The sequence below is a fragment of the Pontibacter kalidii genome (assembly GCF_026278245.1).
GTDB classification, from domain to species: domain Bacteria; phylum Bacteroidota; class Bacteroidia; order Cytophagales; family Hymenobacteraceae; genus Pontibacter; species Pontibacter kalidii.
This window is the reverse complement of the sequence record NZ_CP111079.1, coordinates 3,695,566-3,717,502: the sequence shown is the minus strand read 5'-3', so window position 1 is coordinate 3,717,502 and position 21,937 is coordinate 3,695,566. Positions and strand designations below refer to the sequence as shown.

General features: G+C 53.9%; 19 protein-coding genes. 8 read left to right on the top strand and 11 right to left on the bottom strand.

Translation table 11 applies throughout. The features are described from left to right. Positions 1-15: 15 nt before the first annotated feature. Both OH144_RS15450 and OH144_RS15445 read right to left on the bottom strand, forming a co-directional pair. Positions 16-249: a hypothetical protein gene (locus OH144_RS15450; RefSeq protein WP_266203171.1), complete on the bottom strand. Its 234-nt coding sequence runs from the start codon at positions 247-249 to the stop codon at positions 16-18. Continuing rightward, positions 224-826 (bottom strand): RNA polymerase sigma factor, encoded by a 603-nt coding sequence (locus OH144_RS15445; RefSeq protein WP_073851816.1) that lies wholly within the window; start codon positions 824-826, stop codon positions 224-226. The genes OH144_RS15450 and OH144_RS15445 overlap by 26 nt, the downstream gene beginning before the upstream one ends. Before the next feature lie 378 nt (positions 827-1,204). Between OH144_RS15445 and OH144_RS15440 the strand changes: the two genes are divergently transcribed. Beyond that, a complete protein-coding gene (locus tag OH144_RS15440) occupies positions 1,205-1,411 on the top strand; it encodes a hypothetical protein (protein WP_266203170.1) in 207 nt (68 codons plus the stop codon). A 13-nt stretch (positions 1,412-1,424) separates the two neighbouring features. On the opposite strand, the gene OH144_RS15435 is transcribed toward OH144_RS15440, so the two are convergent. The 5 genes from OH144_RS15435 to OH144_RS15415 form a co-directional block, all read right to left on the bottom strand. Then, positions 1,425-1,808, bottom strand: coding sequence for a group III truncated hemoglobin (locus tag OH144_RS15435; protein WP_266203169.1), 384 nt, complete (start codon positions 1,806-1,808; stop codon positions 1,425-1,427). A gap of 5 nt (positions 1,809-1,813) precedes the next feature. After that, on the bottom strand, positions 1,814-2,005 hold the full coding sequence (locus OH144_RS15430; RefSeq protein ID WP_266203168.1) for a cupin domain-containing protein: 192 nt from the start codon (positions 2,003-2,005) through the stop codon (positions 1,814-1,816). 180 nt (positions 2,006-2,185) lie between these two features. Beyond that, entirely contained in the window at positions 2,186-2,524 is a 339-nt protein-coding gene (locus OH144_RS15425) for a hypothetical protein (RefSeq protein WP_266203167.1), read from the bottom strand. Between the two features lie 482 nt (positions 2,525-3,006). Beyond that, positions 3,007-3,132: a 30S ribosomal protein THX gene (locus OH144_RS15420; RefSeq protein ID WP_266203166.1), complete on the bottom strand. Its 126-nt coding sequence runs from the start codon at positions 3,130-3,132 to the stop codon at positions 3,007-3,009. A gap of 102 nt (positions 3,133-3,234) precedes the next feature. Beyond that, positions 3,235-4,269 carry a hypothetical protein gene (locus OH144_RS15415; protein ID WP_266203165.1) on the bottom strand — a complete coding sequence of 345 codons (1,035 nt, stop codon included), beginning with the start codon at positions 4,267-4,269 and terminating at the stop codon, positions 3,235-3,237. Positions 4,270-4,684: 415 nt separating this feature from the next. On the opposite strand from OH144_RS15415, the gene uvrA reads away from it, so the two are divergent. The 7 genes from uvrA to OH144_RS15380 all read left to right on the top strand — a co-directional run bounded on the left by uvrA (position 4,685) and on the right by OH144_RS15380 (position 17,702). Next, positions 4,685-7,492, top strand: coding sequence for an excinuclease ABC subunit UvrA (gene uvrA / locus OH144_RS15410; RefSeq protein ID WP_266203164.1), 2,808 nt, complete (start codon positions 4,685-4,687; stop codon positions 7,490-7,492). Positions 7,493-8,572: 1,080 nt separating this feature from the next. Beyond that, positions 8,573-9,334 carry a triose-phosphate isomerase gene (tpiA, locus tag OH144_RS15405; protein ID WP_266203163.1) on the top strand — a complete coding sequence of 254 codons (762 nt, stop codon included), beginning with the start codon at positions 8,573-8,575 and terminating at the stop codon, positions 9,332-9,334. A gap of 90 nt (positions 9,335-9,424) precedes the next feature. Then, the gene (locus tag OH144_RS15400; RefSeq protein ID WP_266203162.1) at positions 9,425-9,778 is read left to right on the top strand and encodes a DUF6150 family protein; all 354 of its coding nucleotides are present in this window, start codon (positions 9,425-9,427) and stop codon (positions 9,776-9,778) included. Between the two features lie 8 nt (positions 9,779-9,786). Beyond that, positions 9,787-10,617, top strand: coding sequence for a 50S ribosomal protein L11 methyltransferase (gene prmA, locus OH144_RS15395; RefSeq protein ID WP_266203161.1), 831 nt, complete (start codon positions 9,787-9,789; stop codon positions 10,615-10,617). Between the two features lie 44 nt (positions 10,618-10,661). Next, positions 10,662-15,428, top strand: coding sequence for a hypothetical protein (locus tag OH144_RS15390; RefSeq protein ID WP_266203160.1), 4,767 nt, complete (start codon positions 10,662-10,664; stop codon positions 15,426-15,428). Between the two features lie 170 nt (positions 15,429-15,598). After that, on the top strand, positions 15,599-16,246 hold the full coding sequence (gene plsY, locus OH144_RS15385; protein WP_266203159.1) for a glycerol-3-phosphate 1-O-acyltransferase PlsY: 648 nt from the start codon (positions 15,599-15,601) through the stop codon (positions 16,244-16,246). A 91-nt stretch (positions 16,247-16,337) separates the two neighbouring features. Further along, positions 16,338-17,702 carry a dipeptidase gene (locus OH144_RS15380; RefSeq protein ID WP_323134737.1) on the top strand — a complete coding sequence of 455 codons (1,365 nt, stop codon included), beginning with the start codon at positions 16,338-16,340 and terminating at the stop codon, positions 17,700-17,702. 63 nt (positions 17,703-17,765) lie between these two features. On the opposite strand, the gene OH144_RS15375 is transcribed toward OH144_RS15380, so the two are convergent. From OH144_RS15375 to OH144_RS15360, 4 genes are all read right to left on the bottom strand, one after another. Next, positions 17,766-18,425: a porin family protein gene (locus OH144_RS15375; RefSeq protein ID WP_266203158.1), complete on the bottom strand. Its 660-nt coding sequence runs from the start codon at positions 18,423-18,425 to the stop codon at positions 17,766-17,768. A 127-nt stretch (positions 18,426-18,552) separates the two neighbouring features. Further along, positions 18,553-19,224 (bottom strand): porin family protein, encoded by a 672-nt coding sequence (locus tag OH144_RS15370; protein WP_266203157.1) that lies wholly within the window; start codon positions 19,222-19,224, stop codon positions 18,553-18,555. 312 nt (positions 19,225-19,536) lie between these two features. Beyond that, positions 19,537-20,112, bottom strand: coding sequence for a porin family protein (locus OH144_RS15365; RefSeq protein ID WP_266203156.1), 576 nt, complete (start codon positions 20,110-20,112; stop codon positions 19,537-19,539). A gap of 242 nt (positions 20,113-20,354) precedes the next feature. Continuing rightward, on the bottom strand, positions 20,355-21,893 hold the full coding sequence (locus OH144_RS15360) for a YifB family Mg chelatase-like AAA ATPase (protein ID WP_266203155.1): 1,539 nt from the start codon (positions 21,891-21,893) through the stop codon (positions 20,355-20,357). Positions 21,894-21,937 lie beyond the last annotated feature (44 nt).

Sequence of the window (21,937 nt, the reverse complement as noted above, 5' to 3'; positions counted from 1 at the left end):
AAAGCTTGCAATCGGTTAAGACTGCAAACTTAAGCTTTTTGAGTAATTTAATATGTTTTGTACCGAGCGTTCGCTTGGCGCTTTGGAAGCCGCCCCGTCAAGGAGCTGTTGGAGCAGGAGCAGGTCGGAGCAGCCCTCGGCCAGCTCTGAGTCTTGCATTAACGCTGATTCCAGCTGCGCGCAGGCGTCGTCGGCCAACTCGTCATATACATACTGGATCAGTTCATTCTGTGTAGAGGTTTGTATCATACGCGATATTACTTTTTAGCATCTTTTTCCTGAGGTTGATCAGCGCATAGCGCATACGACCCAAGGCTGTGTTGATGCTCACGCCGGTAGCATCGGCTATCTCCTGGAAGCTCATCTCTGCGTAGTGGCGCATCATAAGCACTTCCCGCTGCGACTGTGGCAGCGTCTGGATAAGCTCGCGCAAGCGGGCATGCGTGTCCTCTTTTATCTGCAGCGACTCGGCAGAGTCCTCTGAGAATGACATGTTATTGAACACGTTGCTGCCATCTTCCAGCGTGATCACCGGGCTTCTCTTCTCTTTACGGAAATGGTCGATTGCCAGGTTATGTGCAATACGGCATATCCACGAAGAGAACTTACCTTCCTCGTTGTAGCGTCCGCCCTTCATGGTGTGGATGGCTTTTATAAACGCATCCTGCATGAGGTCCTCGGCTGTGTACGAGTCCTTTACGATCAGTAAAATGGTTGTGTAGACTTTGTTTTTGTGCCTGTTTACAAGCTGTTCAAACGCACCTTCATTACCTGCGATGTAGAGCGATACCAATGCAGAGTCGCTCATCTGGGTAGTTGTATTCATCTTAAAGCTACATTAAGTTAACGTAGAGCTTTATATCATATTGTCGCGTTTACTTGTTTTAAACAGTTTTTTTCAGAAATGTAAATCAAATATATAGAACGCCTTTTGTATGTGCAAGCATTGATGCCGGGAATATTCAAAAAAAGAAACTGGGCTTATACTTGCCGCCACTCATTAACGTTGCGCAGCTGGGGTTTAAAGTGGTATATACGTAAGCAAAATGAAAGTTATAATGTGATGGGTTAAATTTAATTTTCCACATATAGAAAAAAGCTTTTTGTTCTTGTGCAAATAGTTGTGGTAGTGAGATTTAAGCTCATGAAAATTCTCTGGCGGAGGAGGAGGAAGTATAAAGTATAAGCCTCAGCGAGAGCGGCGATGAAGAAAAAGCTCTGCATCCTGCTGCAGATAAGTGTCCGCTCCCCTGTGCGCGCGAAGAATCCTGCGGATGTTCTATCGGGTGCCCCGGGCTTGTTGTGCTGCAGGCTGATGGCAAGGCTCCGGTGGCAGACGCCCGTCAGCAAGTATAAAACAGAAAAGGCAACAGCCACTGGTGCCATTGCCTTTTTGGGGGTAAAAGGATAAGGTTATGGATTGGCTATACTTCCTGATCAAGTATACTTAGCAGGCCCATCCGCATCTGAAAAATACGGGAAATGCTCTTTGCCTTTTGTTTGGCCTCCTCTGCCTTCGGTCCCTCAAACAGCTCATCTATGGTTTGGGTAAACAGCACAACCCAACGCATGAAATGCTCTTGCTGAATAGGCAGGCGCAGGTGCTTCGGAAATGGCTGGCCCTTGTAGGCCATACTTCCGAACAGCAGCGAACTCCAGAAACTATACATAATGGGCAGGTGGTGCTGCCAGTTAATTTGGGCAAAGCCATTGAATACTGGTGAAAGCAACTCATCCTCATTCACATGGTTGTAAAAGGTATTAACCAACAGCTTTACATCTTCCTCGGTTGTGATGTCTTTCTTCATGGGTATCACTTAATCAGCAGCATCTTAAAGTTCCTCAGCGCTTTCAGGGCGCGTGGCTCGCGGGCAGGTATGCGGAATACTTCTCCGGCCTTCAGGCGCAGTGTCTCGGCTGGCATGCCAAACACGTCCGCCCGGCTACGGGCCAACTGGCCGCCTGGATCGGTAAAGTCCTGAAAAGATGATGATGCCTCCGCCATGCCTGCTCCTGGTGTATTAGCTAAAATACAAACTTAGACAGGCAGCCGCACCAAAAAAATGACTTAGGTCATGTATTAAAGAGGGGAGGGCAATGGGAAAGGATTGGGCATAAAAAATCCTTCGGAAGAGCTGAGGTATCTTGCGAAGGATGGTCTGAAAATAGGTTATGGTGCCGGCTGTTACCTTCTGCTGTAGCCTTTCAGGCGGTTCAGGATGAGCAACAGGCGACGGTTTATCTCGCGCTCTTCCAAGGGTTTGCATTGCGCGGAGATGTCACATGGCTTGCGGAGCTTGGCCTCTACGGCCTTCAGGTGTTCCAGGTAGCACTCTAACGTGGTGCAGGAAACGTTCTTGAGCATGTCTACTTCGGTCTCGTTCTCCTTTGTATACTTCAGGTTGATGGCCTTCGTGATTTCTGCATTTATCAATTTCGTTACTGCGTCGTCAGTCGTGATTTCCTGCCGGTACACCTTCCGCTCGATGTTCTCCAACAAATTTCTGATATCCAGTACTTGCATGGAATAGTGTCAGTTAAGTTAAAAAAAATAGTTTTAAGAACGTCTTACAGTCGTAAAGGTACGCACCTTCCGGACAAGCGTTGGCTTAGAAAAATATACTTTATAATTTGATAATACCCTGGCCTACTGCTTAACACAGAGGTTACAGTTTTGTTATGTTGGGCTAATGATGCTGGCCAGAGGCGCCTTCGGGAGCAGGGCCCAAACTAAAAATAGGTAAAAGTTTATACTTTGATCCCTTCGCTATAGTTGCAGCAAAGGGAGGGTTTTTAGTAAGAATTTTGGATGTTATGAATATAGGGTACAAAAGCCGCCGGAGCACAGAAAACAGCCCTAGTGCTGCTAAAGTGCAAACGGCAGAAAATTTTAGCGGAAGAAGGTTTACTGTAAGGGACTGCGGATATAGAAGCAAAATGCAAAATCGCACTGCTACAGGTAGTTATCCTGCAACAGCGCGATTTTGATTCATGCTGGTAGTCCTCCTACTTTGAGGAGGACTCTTTGTTGATTGGCTTCATTTTCAGGTTGTAGCCTTTCTTGGTGCGTCTCTTACCGAAAGTGCCTTTCGTAATCTTGCCCCTCCTGGATTTCTTATCGCCTTTTCCCATAGTGAAACAATGTTTTGCTGATAGGTTGAACAGTAATCTCCCATACGTTTTAGCGGCAGGTATGGGTTGTGCCTTCAGGCCCGGATCCTTGGGAAAAGCGCACTACTCCAGCACCACCCGCTGCCGCACCACCTCCTGGCCCGCCTCCGCCGAAAGTATAAACACGCCACGCAGGTTTTTCAGTTGCTGCCGGGTAAGCTGTAGCTGCTCGCCATCGTCCCGCAGGCTTTGCTCGAACACGACGCGGCCTGTCAGGTCCTGCAGCTGCACCCGCACCGGCTGGCCCGGCGTAGCGGTGGCTAGGTTTAGCTGGCAGTCGCCCTGGAGGCAAGGGTTAGGCAATAGCTGCACCTGCAGCTGCTCGCTTTTTTCTGCTGCGGTAACGGCTACCACATTCGAGTACTCATACGTGCCATCAAAGTCCACCTGCTTCAAACGGTAGTAATTAAGGCCTGCAAAGGGGTGCTTATCGAGGTAGCGGTAAGTGAGGAAAACCGAGGAGTTCCCGTTGCCTGCTACTGTGCCCAGCTGCTCGAAGGCCTTGCCGTCGGCGCTGCGCTCCACCTCAAAGTGGCTGTTGTTCTGCTCGCTGGCCGTCTCCCACTCCAGGCTGATGCCGCTTTGCGTTGCTTTTCCTTCAAAGCTTGCCAGCTCCACGGGCAGTGGAGTAATAGGCAGGCAGGGGTCGTCGGAGTCCAAGCGTGCCTGCAGGTCTACTACATTGGTCGGAATAGGTATCTGTACCCCAATAACCGGAATATTGATGTATCTGAAAGTAGCAACCAGCACATCGGGTGTCGCCGTGAAGATGGCTCTGTTGACGACAAGTTCTATGAAGTTCTGATTCTCTTCCAGGTCCTCCCGGGTTACCAGCGTAGGAACGCCCCCGGCAGGAGAGAGGATAAGGCCATCGATTCTGTTGCACCTGCCCCCTTCCTGAAGAAAGGCTGTCAGCACGACGACCAGGCTGGGGGAGGTAGGGCTCTCTTCCTGTATGGATTCATATGCAATGAAAAGGCAGTCATCCTCAAATTCACATACACCCACCTCTAACTGCGCTCTTGCAGTACTTGGGAGCAAAAAAAGGGGAAGCGTAAATACAAACAATAGCTGGAGCAGCGTAAAGGTCTTTTTCATAATAGGGTAGCTTTCGGTTCAAACGCGCGAGATCAACAGGAGGCATACCCGGAGCCAGGTAACGGGGTACTACTGAAGGGTGGGCAGGAAAGGAAAGTAGTGTCGGCCGGTTCCGGCTGATGTATACTTTATATCTGTTATGATATGTACGGGCTTCGGGGACGCAAGAGCAGGCCGGGTGCCGGATTTTAGTGAAGCGCCGCAAATATTTTGTGAACCTCCGCAGCCGATGCAACAAAGCAAAATATAAGGAGCCTGTTTTCGGGGAGTCTGATGGAAGGGTATCGGCTTGAGCTCCTACTGAAACAAAGGCCTTCAAAAAGCGGTTATCTATTCGTATCTTTACAGATTGAAAATTTGCTTAAAACAGCCTCAGAAACGGCAACTTATACTTGCCAAAGGGGCTCACTGCTATATGGTAGACATAACCGAAGATAAATTAGACGAGCTCGATGCCCGTCAACACATCATCATTAAGGGGGCACGGGTACACAACCTCAAAAACCTGAGCGTAGCGCTGCCCCGCAACCAGTTCATTGTCATCACCGGCCTTTCCGGGTCAGGTAAATCCTCGCTGGCGTTTGACACGCTGTACGCCGAGGGGCAGCGCATGTACGTGGAGAGCCTGAGCTCTTACGCCCGCCAGTTCCTGGGCCGCATGGACAAGCCCGATGTGGACTACATCCGGGGCATCAGCCCGGCCATCGCCATCGAGCAGAAGGTAAGTATAAAAAACAACCGCTCTACGGTTGGCACCAGCACCGAGATTTACGATTACCTGAAGTTGCTCTACGCCCGCATCGGCAAAACCTACTCGCCCATTTCCGGGGAGGTGGTGCAGAAGGATACGATAACGGATGTGGTGGACTTTATTTTCTCGCTGGAGGATGAGGCCCGTGTCATGATCCTGGCGCCGCTGCACCAGCACCGGGAGCGCACGCTGGCCAAAGAGCTGGACCTGCTGTTGCAGAAGGGCTACTCCCGCATCTACGCCAACGGACAGGTATACTTTATAGAGGAGCTGCTGGAGGAGAAAAAGCCGAAGCTGGGCAAGGATATCTATATTCTGGTAGACCGCGCCGTGATTTATAAAGCCGACGAGGACCTGCAGTTCCGGATAGCCGACTCGGTGCAAACCGCCTTTTTCGAGGGGCAGGGGGAGTGCCGCGTCAAGTATGGCAACGAGGAGGAACGCGTGTTCTCGGATAGGTTTGAGCTGGACGGGATGGTGTTCGAGGAGCCCTCGGTTAATTTCTTCAGCTTTAACAACCCCTACGGCGCCTGCCAGACCTGCGAGGGTTTCGGTAGCGTGCTGGGCATCGACCCGGACCTGGTAATTCCCGACAAAAGCCTGACCGTGTACGAAGGGGCCATCGCCCCATGGCGCACCGATAAGATGAGCGAATGGCTGCAGCCACTGCTTAAGAACGGCATCCGCTTCGACTTCCCGATCCACCGCCCTTACAACGAGCTGACGGAGGCGGAGCAGGAACTGCTGTGGACCGGCAATAAGTACTTCTCCGGCCTCAACGCCTTCTTCAGGGAAATACAATCGCAGACGCACAAGATACAGTACCGCGTGATGCTCTCGCGCTACCGCGGCCGCACCGCCTGCCCGGACTGCAAGGGCTCGCGCCTGCGCAAGGATGCCAGCTACGTAAAAGTAGGCGGCAAAAGTATAACCGACCTGGTGCTGATGCCGATTACGCAGGTGCTACCGTTTTTCCGAAACTTGCAGCTAACGGAGCACGAGCAGAACGTGGCCGAGCGACTGGTAACGGAAGTAGCGAACCGCCTTGGTTATCTGGAGCGCGTGGGCCTGGGCTATCTTACCCTCAACCGGCTTTCCAACACGCTTTCCGGCGGCGAGAGCCAGCGCATCAACCTGGCAACCTCGCTGGGCAGTGCCCTGGTAGGCTCCATGTATATTCTGGATGAACCAAGTATAGGCCTGCACCCGAAAGATTCGGAGCAGCTGATTGGCGTGCTGCGCTCGCTGCAGCAGCTGGGCAACACGGTCATTGTGGTGGAGCACGAGGAGGAGATGATGCGCGCGGCCGACCAGCTGATCGATATTGGCCCGGAAGCCGGCTCGGGTGGCGGTAACCTGATGTTCCAGGGAACGCTGGATGAGCTGACGAAGAAAGCAGACACTTATACTTCCAGGTATCTGAGTGGCCGCATGGAGGTGCCGGTGCCAACGCAGCGCCGCAAGTGGCGCAATGCCATCGAGCTGATCGGGGCGCGGGAGAACAACCTCAAAAACCTGAGCGTGAAGGTGCCGCTGGGTGTGATGACGGTGGTGACGGGCGTGAGTGGCTCCGGTAAGTCCACCCTGATCAAAAAGATACTGGCCCCGGCCATGCAGAAGCTGCACGGCGCTACCGCAGAGGCCACGGGCAAGTTCGACAAACTGTCCGGTGACTACAGCAAAATCGAGCATGTGGAGTTTGTGGACCAGAACCCGATCGGCAAGTCCTCGCGCTCCAACCCGGTAACCTACGTAAAGGCCTACGATGCCATCCGTACCCTGTATGCCGACCAGCCGGTAGCCAAGGCGCGTGGGTTTAAGCCGTCGCACTTCTCCTTTAACATCGAGGGTGGCCGTTGTGAGGTATGCCAGGGCGAGGGCCAGGTGAAGATTGAGATGCAGTTTATGGCCGATATCTACCTGACCTGCGAGAGCTGCCACGGCCAACGCTTTAAGCAGGACGTGCTGGATGTAAAGTATAAGGACAAGAGCATCTCCGAGGTGCTGGACATGACCATCGCCGACAGCATCGATTTCTTTGCCGATCAGCCCAAGATCATCGAGAAACTTAGGCCGCTGAATGATGTAGGCTTGGGCTACATCCGCCTGGGGCAGTCGAGCAACACCTTGTCGGGGGGCGAGGCGCAGCGCGTAAAGCTTGCCTCTTTCCTCACCAAGGGCGTGCAGGCGCACCAGGAGAACATCCTCTTTATTTTTGACGAGCCCAGCACCGGCCTGCACTTCCACGACATCAGCAGGTTGCTTACCTCCATTAACGCCTTGATAGAAAATGGTAATACGGTTGTCATCATCGAGCATAATATGGATATCATCAAGTGTGCCGACTGGATCATTGACCTTGGTCCGGAGGGAGGTTTAAACGGTGGCCACCTGCTGTTCGAGGGCACGCCGGAGGAGATGGCAAAGCTGGAGGATAACCACACAGCCAGGTTTCTGAAGGATAAGCTGTAGGGGAAGTATAAGTATAGGTATAAGTATAAAGCCGCTGCAAGTATGACTGCAGCGGCTTTATTGTTTTGCAGCACCTGGTCCAACCACCCCTGCCCCTCCTTTAAGGAGGGGAGCTTTGCTACTACTTTGGCTGAAGTATGAGCTCCGTTTCTGCTGGTATTGCGCGGACAGGTCGCGACCTGTCCCTACAAAGTCTGGAACCCACCCTTTCCTGCTCTTTCGGATTTGCAATCCGGAAGTATAATAGCTGCGGATTTGTAATCTGCCATAGCAAAGGCAGTAGCTACGGACAGAAAAGCGGATTGCAAATCCGCAGGTAACAGTGTTCCGGATTGCAAATCCGGAACAGCAGGACTACAAAGTATAAACCCACCCCTAACCCCTCCGAGGAGGGGGATTATACCTCACCCCAGCCCTCTCCTAAAAACAGGAGAGGGAGTTTATACTTGCTATACTTTCCCTGTCATCTCCAGCAGGACGAGAGATGACAGGGAATTCTAAAGAGATCTCTCCCGCAGGTCGAGATGACAAATAACGGTGGCTATCGAAATGATACCGAGTCTTTGGGTTGAGCGCCTTGTGAGATTCCGGTGCCGCCGTGGCGGTATTGCGACCGAAGGGTAGCAAAGGAAGGGAACACAGCGCGATGCGGGAAGACGAGCCCTCGCGGGCTTGAGAGCTCCACATTTAGAGATGAAACGAATCGCGGGTAAATCTGGAGGATCAGCGGAAGCTAGAAAATATAGCTTGTGTCAGGTTGAAGGAGGCGGTGGCTAAGGAAGTATAGCTGAAGCAAGTCTAAATAATTAAAAGGCACGGGCTGCAAGCCCGCGCCAGCGAAAGTTGCAGATATCAGCTGCTTATAAGGCACAAGCAGACGCTTGCGCCAGCAGAGGCTATAGCTGAAGCAAGTAAAGCCGCTAAAAAGATTGAGGATGAACAACAGCCAGCACGTATTGTGTTCAAGATAAGACCCAAGCGAAGTATAAATAAAGGAGGTACAGCATAATTTACTATCTTGCCGTAAAGCTTTTAGGCAAACTAACCCAAGTATAACCATCATCAACACAAGTATAAAACATGAGAAAGAAGATTGTTGCAGGTAACTGGAAAATGAATAAAACCGCTGAGGAGGCGCTTTCGCTGGTGTCGGAGATCGATAACATGGTGAAGGACGAGGTGAATCAAGACGTGGCCGTGGTGGTGGCGCCGCCTTTCCCGTTCCTGCAGAGCGTGGGTAAACTGACCCAGGGCAACGACAGAATGCACCTGGCCGCCCAGAATGTGAGTGAGCACGAGAGCGGTGCCTATACCGGCGAGGTGTCGGCTGCCATGCTGAAATCAGTGGGCGTAGAGTATGTGATCATCGGGCACAGCGAGCGCCGCCTATACCACCACGAGGATGCGCAGACGCTGTACCAGAAAATGAAAGCTACCACTGCCCATGGCATGAAGCCGATCTTCTGCTGCGGTGAGCCCCTGGAGGAGCGCGACGCCGACCGCCACTTCGATTACGTAGGCAAGCAACTGCACGACAGCCTTTCTTACCTCAGCAACGAGGAGTTTGACCAGGTGGTGGTGGCTTACGAGCCGATCTGGGCGATTGGCACCGGCCGCACGGCCAGCAGTCAGCAGGCGCAGGAAATGCATGAGTATATCCGCGAGCAGTTGGCCCGCATGTTCGATGCCGAGGCTGCCTACAACACCCCCATCCTTTACGGCGGTAGCTGCAACCCCGGCAATGCCCAGGAGCTGTTCTCGCAGCCGGATGTGGACGGTGGTTTGATCGGAGGAGCCTCCCTGAAGTCAAGGGATTTTACGGATGTGATCAAATCCATATAAAATACAAAAAGAAATTGTTAAAAAGGTCGCTATCCTACTGGGGGAGCGACCTTTTTTTGTATCTTGCCTATATTTTAACAAATTAATATTATGCAGATACTGTTCACGCTCTGGGTGGCATTGCTGCCGCACCTCAGCCCTGCTTCTACCGCAGAAATGGGGCGAAACCACTGCCAGGTGTATGGTTCTGTGTACCTGGAGCGCAACCCCCTGTATAAAAACACGGCCTCGCATGTGGTGTACCTGGGGGAAGAGGAGGCCTTTGCCAACATGGTGGTATACCGCGAAAGCAATAAGCTCTTTGCCGATGCGCCCGCCATCTGGTACGTAACGCCGAACAAGGCCTTTGCCGACCACGTGCTGTACGTGACCGAGCAGCGCCACCAAGCTGATTTTACCGTGCATTTTACCGATGCACGCTCATTTGCCACTTGCCGAGAATAATTTTTACCATGGATTTTATAGAAGTAACCTTAAAAGTAAACGCAGACTTTGCGGATATACTCACGGCCGAACTTGGAGAGTTAGGCTTTGATGCCTTTGTGGAGACGGAAGACGGTTTTAGCGCCTACATCGAAGAGGACAAGTATAGCCAGCAGGAGCTGGAGGAGACGCTGAACCGCTACGCCGATCTGGTGCAGGTAGCCTATACGGCCCGGAAAATTGAGCGCCAGAACTGGAACGAGGAGTGGGAACGCAATTTCGAGCCGCTGTTCATCGGAGGACAGGTATCGGTCAGGGCCTCTTTTCACGAGAAACCTGCGGATGCCAGGTATGACATCGTCATCAATCCCAAGATGTCGTTTGGCACCGGGCACCACGAAACCACCACGCTCATGATCGAGAACCAGTTGACGCTGGACCACCAGGGCAAGCGCGTGCTGGACATGGGCTGCGGTACCGGCATCCTGGCCATTATGGCCGGTGAACTGGGCGCCACGGAGATCGTGGCCGTGGAGATAGAGGACTGGACTGTGGAGAACGCCCGCGAGAACGCCGAGCTGAATGGCTACGCAAGTATAGACGTGCGACTCGGTGACGCTGAGGCGATTAAAGGAGAAAAACTTTTCGATATCATACTTGCCAACATCAACCGCAACGTTCTATTGGAAGATATGCCAGCCTATAAAGCCGTGCTGAAGCCGGAAGGCTGGCTGCTGCTGAGCGGCTTCTACACCGAAGACCTGCCCCTGATACAGCAGCGCTGCGAGGAACTGGGCCTGGTCTATGTTTCGCACCGGACGAAGAATAACTGGGTTTCTGCCGTTTTCAGGGCCTCATAAAGTATACGCGTACACCACCATCCAATCACCCAACCCCTACTTGTATGAAACGACTTTTACCTTTCATCTTATTTTTTGCATTCCTGACAGCGCAGGCGCAACAGGCCAAGCTTTCTACAGAGCCTGATAAATTTGTGGGAGATGTAAAAGCCCTGCTCACAGCGGGTAGAGTGGAAAACGCCGAGGCCCTTTCTGCCGACCTGGAGGAAGTATGGAGCAGCGGGAAACTCTCCTCGAAGCAACAAAAAGAGGTGATCGACATAGCCCAGCAGATGTACCGCAAGCGCATGCGCAGCAATCCGCATTTCTCGGATTTCTTTACCATGGTGACGGCAGGCGTGAAGAAGCAGAACCTGCGCCCCGCCCAGCTGGACAACATGCTGGAGGTTACGGCCAAGGCAGTAAAGCAGGAGGACATCAAGCGCCTGGAGCAGTTCCTGCGCACCACCAGTCTGTTCATGGACCAGGGAAAGCTGTTCCAGAATGCTTACTATAGCCTGCGCACTTCCGGGGGTAGCTTCAATTTCGTGTATGAGGGAGCCAGTAAGGCCGCCGAGGAGCAGGAGGAAGGCGCGGATGCCTGGGGCAGTGTGTCGTGGGATGATGAGGTAAGCGCAAGCGGGGAAGATACCTGGGCCGATGACGGATGGGGAACCGTTGTTCCGCAACCTAAAAAGGAGGATAAACAGAAGAATGCCCAGAAGCGGAAAGAGAGCCTGAAGCGCCAGTTCATTCCTGCCATGCCTAAAGTGTCGGGGCCGGTGCTGAAACTGGAGAAAGTGGCGCTCGTGTTCGTTACCCCCTGGGACTCCGCCGCCATACAGAACACGGCCGGCCAACTGATGCTGGCCCAGAACATGTTCGTGGGCGAAGGCGGCACATTTGATTGGGAGGTGAAGGGGGAGCCAGCCAAAGCCGAGCTCAGCAAGTATAGCTTCAATACCAGCTTTGCCGGTTTTAAGGCGCCCGATGTAAAGGTGACTTACAGTGCCGTGCTAGCCGCCCCGGTGGATGGTGCGCTGGAGTGGATCAGCAGCAAGCGCAAAAACGGCAACTACCCATACCCTAAGTTCACCTCCTTCACCAGCGATGCCCGCCTGAACAGCCTGGGCAACGGTATTGCTTATACCGGCGGCTTCTCGCTTTCGGGCAACATCATCGGCAGCCGCCCGCTGGATGGCAGCCTATCGCAGCTGGTGGTGTCGCACCAGGGGCAGCGCAAGTTCCGCACCATGGCCCGCAACTATACGTTCGAGGACTCGCTGGTGCTGGCAAACCGCGCTTCGGTATCCGTGTACCAGGCACAGGACTCGCTTACGCACCCTGCTATGCAGTTGCGCTACTCCCGCGTAAGCCAGGAGCTGACGCTGACAAAAGACAAAGGCCCTTACGCCCACACACCGTTCTACGACTCCTACCATGAGCTGGAGATAACCGCAGAACGGGTACACTGGAACCTGAACAAGCCAGAGATCGAGTTTTCCATCCTGAACACCAAGACCCTGATCCCGGTGCAGCTGGAGTCTACGGAATACTACTCCAACGTGCGCTACCAGCAGCTGGTGGGCATCGCGCCTTTTCATCCGCTGCAGGTGTTGGTGGGGTATGGGGCCAAGGCGAAATCCAGTACGTTTTATGCGGCTGATGTAGCACGTGCCACCCGCCTCGATGAAAAGGCCGTGCGCGAGGCTGCCCAGACGATGTCTTACCAAGGGTACCTGGACTACGATCCCGCCTCCGGTTATATAGAGCTGAAGGACAAGGCCTGGCACTATGTAGGTGCCTCCCGCGATAAGAATGACTACGACCACATCGTGATAAAATCAGTGGTTCCATCGGGCCGCAATGCCACCCTAAATCTTGAAGATAACAAGCTAACGGTGCGCGGGGTGAACAAAATTACCTTTAACAACGACACCGCCAGCGTGTACATCCTGCCGCGCCGCGAAGAAATTCACATCCTGAAGAACCGCGACATCGAGTTCGACGGGCAGGTATACGCCAGCCGCCTGGCCCTGCGGGGTACCGAGTTCAGGTTTAACTATGATGAGTTCTCGATTGACCTGACCAAGCTGGATACCATTGCCCTGGTAACCAAGAGCCGCAACACACGAAGCAGAAAGGCGACTGAGCAGGTAATGACCAGTAGCTCGTCCGGTAAGCTGTATATCAACAAGCCGAGTAATAAGTCCGGCGAGAAGTTTTTGGCGGAATACCCGAAGTTTGACGCGGTGGCCGGTGCCCAGATGGCCTTCTCGCGCCCTGAGGTGGCAGCCGGCGCCTATGATAGCACGGTGTACTTCGACATGCCCCCGTTTAAGCTCGATAGCCTGAGCTCGGGCAACCAGGCGGTGGTGTTCGACGGTACTTTCCACTCCGGAGGCATTTTCCCGCCGATTAAGGCAAAGCTGCAGATGATGCCGGACGAGACAATGGGCTTTTACTACCAGCCGCCAGCCAAGGGCCTGGAGACCTACGGCGGCAAAGGCATGGTGTACGACACCATCATGATGAGCTCGGCGGGCATCCAGAGCAGGGGCAAACTAACTTATCTGTCGGCCACGCTGCAGGCACCGGAGTATACGTTCTATAAAAATGGCGCGGTAGCCGAGGGCGGCACAGAAGTAACGATCAGCGAAAGCACCGTGAATGGCACAGCTTACCCGGTGGCGACGCTGAAGAGCTTTAAGATGAACTGGCAACCACAGGCCGATACCATGTACCTGCAGACCACCGAAAACCCGATGACGGTGTACAAAGAGAATTATACTTTCAAGGGAGTGGCCAAGCTCTCGCCGGGAGGCTTGTACGGAAGTGGCGTGCTGGACAACGAGAATGCCAGCGTGACCTCGGCTAAAATGCTGTTCGACCAGCGCAGCTTCAGCGGCAACAACGCCCAGATGCTCGTTAAATCAGATACGGAGGGTAGCCCGGCCGTTAGAGCGCATGACGTGGCCTTCACGTACGACATGACCACTGGCTTCGTGGACTTTGAGAGCGAGCAGAAAGGCGCCGCAAGTATGGAGTTCCCGAAAACACAGTATAAAACTTCCATGAGCAGCGCCCGCTGGGACATGAACACGAAGAAAGTAAGCCTGAAGGCTGATGAGAACGGTGGTAAGAACTGGTTTTACTCGCAGGTACCCGAGCAGGAGGGCCTGCGATTCATGGCCGACGGCGGCGAATACAGCCTGCAGGACAACACACTGCATGCGACGGGGGTGCCGCACATTGCCGTGGCCGACTCCTACGTGGTGCCGGATAGCGGCAAAGTGGCCGTGCAAGCGGGGGCAAGCATCCGCTTGCTGCGCAATGCCAGGGTGCTGGCCGACTCCGTACAGCAGTACCACAAACTATACGCAGGCAACATCGAGGTTCTGTCGCGAAAAGAGATGCGGGGCGACGCGGTGCACGATTACTATAATGCCGCCGGCGATTCGTTCCAGTTGCGATTCGGGGACTTTGTATACGGCAATCCGCAGGAGAAAAAGAAACCAATTTATACCTATGCCACGGCACACCTGGAGGATGAGGCCAAGCCGTTCTACATCTTCCCGAAGATCATGTACCGCGGCAAGGCAATAATGCAGGCCCCAAATGAGTTTATGGATTTTGACGGAGAGGTGAAGCTGAACTTTACCGGCAATCCGGACGACTCCGACTGGTTTCCTTACAAGAAAGACACCCTCAACCCGAACAATGTGCGCATCCCGATCCTGAAGCCGAAGGCGGCGGATGGCTCCCCGCTGCACACGGGCCTGCACGTGGCGAAAGGCTCAGGCATACTGTACAACACCTTCGTGTCCAGAAAGCAGGCCGAGGACGACCTGGACCTGTTCACCGTAAACGGGTTACTTTCTTATGACAAGGAGAGCGGAGAGTTTAAGATGGGCCATGAGAAACGGGCTTATGGCGATGCCTATGAGGGCAACGTGCTGCGCTACAACGAAGCATCCAACTCCATTCACTTTGAGGGCAGGCTTAACCTGGTAAAGCCGAAGAAAAACTTTGGCATAGAGGCATCGGGCAGCGGCGACGCTAAACTGGATAGCAGCCGCTATAAGCTGCACACTCTTCTTGTGTTTGATTTAGATGTGCCGAACCAGGCGCTAGGGTCCATGGCCGGCAACCTGCGCGGAAACGCCGCCGGGGCGGCAGCCATCGGCAACGTAGACGATGAACTGCTCTACCAGATAGGCGAGTTTGTTGGCGACAGAGATGCACGCAAGTATAGGGACCAATCGATGGCGGGGTATGTGCCGCTGGCGAAGCTGTCGAAGAAACTGGAGCGTAGCCTGGTGCTCACCGACGTGAACCTGCATTGGTCTAACGAGCAGAAGGCCTGGTACAGCGTAGGCGGAATTGGCGTGGTCAGCAGCCTGAAAGAGGATATCAACGCGAAGATGGACGGCTACCTGGAGATGAAGCAGGACATGTACGGCGACCCGGTGGTGAACCTGTACCTGCAGGCCGACCCGTATACCTGGTACTATTTCAGCTTCTTCGAGAATGGCCTCACGCTGGTGTCGTCCGACGATAAGTTTAACAAGGCGGTGCGTTCCAAGTCGAAAGGCAGCCGCGGTGCCACCAGCAGCTACGGCATTTACGAAGGCATCCCGATCGAGAAGAACGAGTTCCTCAACTACTTCCAGAACACTTACCTAGGTGGTAAAGAAGGCTTCAAAACCGTAACGGAGAATGTGGTGAAGGAGTCTACCGGCAACTTCGATTTTATCTCGGAAGACGACGATAAGAAGAGCCGCAAGAAGAAAAAGAAGAAGGGTGAAGAAGAGGGGGAAGGAACATTCTAATATAACCAGGAACCATAAACACCGCGTATAGGGGTAGAGAGGCACTTAAATATTAGCTGGGAAATCAAGAATTGCCTATATTTGGGCTTGTTTTTGCTACTGAAAAGCACCTGTTCCTGCAGGTTAGCACGCTGGCAAAAAGCAGTCCCCCTGGTTTAAAGCTTATACTTATGAATATTTTACTGATAGCTGTATTTGCCATTGTGGCTTATCTGATCGGCTCCATTTGCTCGGCCGTCTGGATAGGCAAGGCATACTATGGCGTTGATGTGCGGCAGCATGGTAGCGGTAACTCCGGTGCCACCAATACCTTCCGGGTGCTGGGCAAGAAACCGGGCGCCGTGGTAATGTTACTTGATATTTTTAAAGGCTGGACGGCCACCTCGCTGGCCGGCTTCCTCGTGATCTTCGGTGCCGTAGAGCCCGAGAACCTGATCCTGTACCAGTTGATCTATGGCGCCATTGGCGTGCTGGGACATATTTTTCCGGTGTACGAGAAGTTTAAGGGCGGCAAAGGCGTGGCCACGCTGCTGGGCATGATGCTGGCCATCGAGCCGGTAGTGGCCCTGATGTGTATCGCCATCTTCGTGATCGTGCTGTTTACCTCGAAGTATGTTTCTTTAGGCTCCATGATCGCGGCGCTGGCTTTCCCGATGCTGCTGCTGTTGGTGCCGCGCTTCCACCCGGATAACCCGATCCTCATCATCTTCGGATTTATACTTTTCGCGGTGGTGGTGCTTACGCACCGTAAGAACATCAACCGCCTGATTGCTGGTGAGGAAAGCAAGGCTAACATTAAGCTGGGCCGCAGACGGTAACCAAGTGTAAAAAGTATGAGAAGGCCATCCTGCTAAGCAAGGGTGGCTTTTTTTTGTAACTTTAAGTCAAAACAGAGCAAACCCATACGCTATGATCAATCAATATATCAACGACAACAAAGACCGATTTGTAAACGAGCTGCTCGACATGCTGCGCATCCCTTCCGTTAGCGCCGACCCAAAGTTTAAAGCCGACGTGATGCGTAACGCCGAGTTCCTGAAAGAGCGGCTGCTGGAGGCCGGTGCCGATAACGTGGAGCTGGTGGAAACCGCCGGCAACCCGGTGGTGTACGGCGAGAAGATGGTGGATCCCAGCTTGCCGACGGTGCTGGTGTACGGCCACTACGACGTGCAGCCCGCCGACCCGTATGAGCTGTGGACTTCGCCTCCGTTTGAGCCGGAGATCAAAGACGGCAAGATTTACGCCCGCGGCGCCTGCGACGACAAAGGCCAGATGTACATGCACGTGAAAGCGTTTGAAACGATGGTGAAGACGGGCACGCTGGCCTGCAACGTCAAGTTTATGATAGAGGGGGAGGAAGAAGTGGGCTCTGTGAACCTGGGAGCCTTTGTCCGTGAGCACAAAGACCGCCTGACAGGCGACGTGATCCTGATCTCTGATACCGGCATGCTGGGCAATGACACCCCCTCCATTACCACTGGCTTGCGTGGCCTGAGCTACCTGGAGGTAGAGGTTACCGGCCCGAACCGCGACCTGCACTCCGGTTTGTACGGCGGCGCGGTGGCCAACCCGATCAACATACTTTGCCAGATGATCGCCTCCCTGCATGACGAGAACAACCACATCACCATACCAGGCTTCTACGATAACGTGGACGAGCTGAGCCAGGAGGAGCGCGCCGAAATGGCCCGCGCCCCGTTTGACCTGGAGAAGTATAAAAAGGCGCTGGATCTGGGTGATGTGCACGGTGAGGCAGGTTATGTGACCATGGAGCGCAACTCCATCCGCCCGACGCTGGACGTGAACGGCATCTGGGGTGGCTATACCGGAGAGGGCGCCAAAACGGTGATCCCGTCCAAGGCGTACGCGAAGATCTCGATGCGCCTGGTGCCGCACCAGACCTCCGAGGAGATCACCGAGAAGTTTAAGAAGCACTTTGAAAGTATAGCGCCCAAGAGCGTGAAAGTGCTGGTGAAGCCCCATCACGGGGGCGAGCCGGTGGTAACCCCAACCGATTCTCCTGCTTACCAGGCGGCTGCCATGGCCTACGAGGAAACCTTCGGCGTGAAGCCGATCCCGGTGCGCAGCGGCGGCTCTATCCCGATCGTGGCCATGTTTAAGTCTGAGCTGGGCCTGGACTCTGTGCTGATGGGCTTCGGTCTGGACTCTGACGCCATCCACTCGCCGAACGAGAGCTACGGCCTGTTTAACTACATGAAAGGCATTGAGACGATTCCGCAGTTTTACAAGCACTTTGCCGAGCTGAAGAAATAAGCCTCACCCCAAGTATAAAGTATGGAAATGCCCGGCTACCGAAATAGCCGGGCATTTGCTTTTCTAACGCATCATTTCGTCAGGTGAAGGCGGGCGCAGCAGGTAGCCTATGCTGAGCATGTAGCCGAAGTTTTTCTGGTCGAGCCTTTTAGAGAAGGAGGTAAGGCCGCCGGTGTTGTGCACACTCACGAAAAAGCCATTGTCCATTTCGATGCCGATGCCTATCGTGTAGCCATAATCCCAGCGCTCAAAGTCGCTTATGTGCAAGGGGTAGTCGCCGAGCGTGGTGGGATTGGTGTCGTCGAGGGTGCTGCGGTCGAGGCGCTTTATGTCGGAGGCCTTGGCAAGCAGGTAGCCCAGGTAAGGGCCGCCCTCCACAAAAAGGCCGCCTTTCTGCAGCTTCAGCATGACGGGCAGCATGAGGTAGTGCAGCCGGTGGTCGCCTTCCAGCACCTCATCGGCGCTAATCGGGAAGGCATCGTACACAAAGCCGCGCTGCTCATACAGCAGTTCCCCCTGCACCGCCAGCCGCGACACGAACTCATAGCTCAGGATGAAGCCCCCGTTTAAGCCCGCCAAGTTGTTGGTGGTGTTGGAGGAGCCGTCGGAGCCCTGCACGCTGGAGAGGTTGCCGCCTGCCTTGGCCCCGAACCTGGCGTACTGCGCCTGCGCCAGCAGCACAGGTAAAAGTATAAACAGCGGGAGGAGGAGCGTCTTTTTCATAGTATGGTGGAGTTAGGCTGTGTATACTTGTTTACTGACGCAGGTATAAATTTGTTGGGGGCACAAAAAAAGCCAGCCGCACCAAAATGGCGGGGCTAGCTTAGGCATTACAGGAAAAGAAAAGTCTTTATCTGGAGGCCGAGAAGTTAAGGCCCAGTGTCAGCATGATGGTGGAGTGGCGCGCATCCATGAAGTTCTCGTCGTTGAAGTACTCGGTCGAGGACTTATCCATAAAGTCTGTAACGCTGCCGTTGTAGCGGACGCCCACGCTCAGCATGCCACTGGTGATGCCGATGCCGGCCGCGTAGCCAAGCTCAAAGTCCTTCATGGTATCTTTGTCTATCTCGGTAGTGGCGGAGCTGGTGCGCTCGTTGTTCAGATACTCCTTAATGTTGTTGTTCACGCTCAGCAGGTAGGATGCCTGCGGACCGGCTTCAAAATATATCGGGCCAGCCTTAATGCGCGCCAGCACGGGCAGCTCCAGGTAGTTATAGTTCATGTTGCCCTCCCTTCGGAAAACGTCGTTGGTTACCGGAATCGTAATCTCCGTATCCTCATACTTAAAGCCCTTGTTGGAGTACAGCAGCTCGGGCTGTATCGAGAAAAAGTCGCCTACCACCGGGATATTATAGGTAAGGCCGCCATGGAAACCCACTTTGTTCTCGTAGCGGGACTCGTCCTTCAGGTCGCCGGAGAGGTTGGAGAAATTAGCGCCGCCCCTTATACCCAGACCGGATTGGGCCTGTGCCGCAGCAAAGGAGAGCAAGGCAATGCTCAAGGATAAAAATAGCTTCTTCATAATCGTGTTAGTTAGAGTACATGCATTTTAACGTGCAGACATAGGTTGATAGATCAGCGTTTACAGCAATTTATTAGGACCCCTGCAGGGAGCCTTAGTGAACGGAGCAGAATGTACTGCCTTGGCTCATCCAGTGCTGCCTGTGCGGAGGTCCATATCAACAAGCGGGCCAAAGTATAAGCGGATGGTATATAGAAGAGCACAATATTTTAGGCTTCTATACTTGCAGGTTGATACTATGGAAAAACAAAAAGTCCGGCGGTGAGGCCGGACTTTTTGTTTTCCATAGTTCTAGTTCATACTAATAGCAGGCTAGCGCCCGGGTAGCGTAAAAGCCAGCGTGAGCATAAATACGCTGTTCCTGTACTCGGGAGCGTTGTCGTCATCGTTTAGCTGTGAGATATCGCCATTATAGCGCACGCCAATGTTAAGCCCCATCGGTGCAGCAAAGCCCACGCCGGCTGCATACCCCAGGCTTGTGCGCTTGAACTGGTCCAGGTCATCATCAATGTTAACGCCGTTTACCTCTATGTCGCCGCCAACGCGGAAAGAGACCTGCGGGCCAGCCTCAAAGAAAATAGGCCCGGCATTTATATGCGCCAGTACTGGTACGTCGATATAGCTGAGTTTGATTTTGAAATCATCGTTTTCGGATTCCCCGCCCTTTTGGGAGAAAAGCACTTCCGGCTGGATGGCAAAGAATTCATCGGTGGTGAGGAAAAACTTCGACGTCAGGCCGGCATGGAAGCGGAACATTCTGTCGGTTGCAGGTACGTCATCGCCTGTTAAGCCGGCATAGTTAACACCAGCCCGGATACCGATCCTTTGGGCATCCGCGGCAACCACAGTTGCCAGCACAAATACGAATAGTAGCAGGGTCTTTTTCATAGTCTTCATCATTAGTCAGAAATAGTACGCGCTGCCAGCACCTACCTTACCGAGAGGCTAACAGTCGTAAGCTATTACGCAGGGTATAAAGAAAGGTATAGGTTAGACGGTTGATTTTGGTGATGGCGAAGTACAATTTAGGGAGGATAGGATAGGTAAAAGGCAAAGAAAAAGCGGCAGCCATAGTTGGTTGCCGCTTGTGTTAAATATTTGTTAATAAACGTGTTGAGTGGCTACCGCGCCTAGCCCGCCCAGCCTTCCCGGTCGAGGCTGCGGTACTGGATGGCCTCTGCCAAATGTTCAATTTTAATATCCTCGCTTCCGGCCAGGTCGGCAATGGTGCGGCTCACTTTCAGGATGCGGTCGTAGGCGCGGGCCGAGAGGCCGAGGCGTTCCATGGCGGTCTTGAGCAGCGTGCGGCCGGCCTCGTTTATCTGGCAAACCTCCTTCACCATCTGCGAGGGCATCATGGCGTTGGAATGTATCTGCGGCATCTCGCTGAAGCGCTCCGTCTGTACTTCCCGCGCCTGCATTACCCGCTCGCGCACCGCAGCGCTCTTCTCTGCCTTACGGGTAGCGGTCATCTCATCAAATGTAACGGGCGTTACCTCCACGTGCAGGTCGATGCGGTCCAGCAGCGGGCCGCTCACCTTGTTCAGGTAGCGGTGCACCACGCCCGGGCCGCACACGCACTCTTTGCTGGGGTCGTTATAATAGCCGCAGGGGCACGGGTTCATACTTGCCACCAGCATAAAGTTAGCCGGAAAGTCGATAGAGGTTTTGGCGCGGGAGATGGTGACGCGGCGCTCCTCCAGCGGCTGGCGCATCACCTCCAGCACCGTGCGCTTGAACTCCGGCAGCTCATCCAGGAAAAGAACACCGTTATGGGAAAGCGAGATCTCGCCCGGTTGCGGCACACCGCCGCCACCCACCAGGGCCACATCCGAAATAGTATGGTGCGGCGAGCGGTAGGGGCGCGTGGTGAGCAGCGAGGTCGCCTCGCCCAGCTTGCCCGCCACCGAGTGTATCTTGGTCGTCTCCAGGGCCTCGTGCATCGAGAGGGGCGGAAGTATGGAGGGCAGGCGTTTGGCCAGCATGGTCTTTCCGGCGCCCGGCGGGCCGATCATGATCAGGTTATGGCCACCGGCAGCGGCAATCTCCAGGGCGCGCTTAATGTTTTCCTGCCCCTGCACGTCCGAGAAATCGGCGGCATACTGGTCGGCGGTGTTGCTGAAGAGCTCGCGGGTATTGATGACCAGGGGCTCAATTTCGCGGGCGCCGTCCAGAAACTCGATCGCCTCCAGGATATTGTTCACGCCAATTACTTCCAGGTTGTTCACGATGGCGGCCTCCTGCGCGTTCTGGGCCGGCAGTATAAATCCTCTGAAGCCTTCTTTGCGAGCCTGTATGGCAATGGGCAGTACACCTTTTATCGGCCTAAGTGACCCATCTAAAGACAGCTCCCCCATGATCATGTAAGCTGATACTTTCTCGTCGGAGATCTGGCCGGAGGCAGCGAGGATGCCCATGGCAATGGTCAGGTCGTAGGAGGAGCCCTCCTTGCGGATATCGGCGGGTGCCATATTGATCACGATCTTCTGGCGGGGGATCTTGTAGCCATATTGCTTGAGGGCCGACTCGATGCGCTGCTCGCTTTCCTTTACGGCATTATCCGGCAGGCCCACCAGAAAATATTTCGTGCCCGCACTAACACTCACCTCCACGGTGATGGTGTAGGCGCTAACGCCCTGCACGGCGCTGCCAAACGTTTTAATAAGCATGTTTCCTTCTTGTTGGAAGTATAGGTTTCGGAAGATTTTGATGC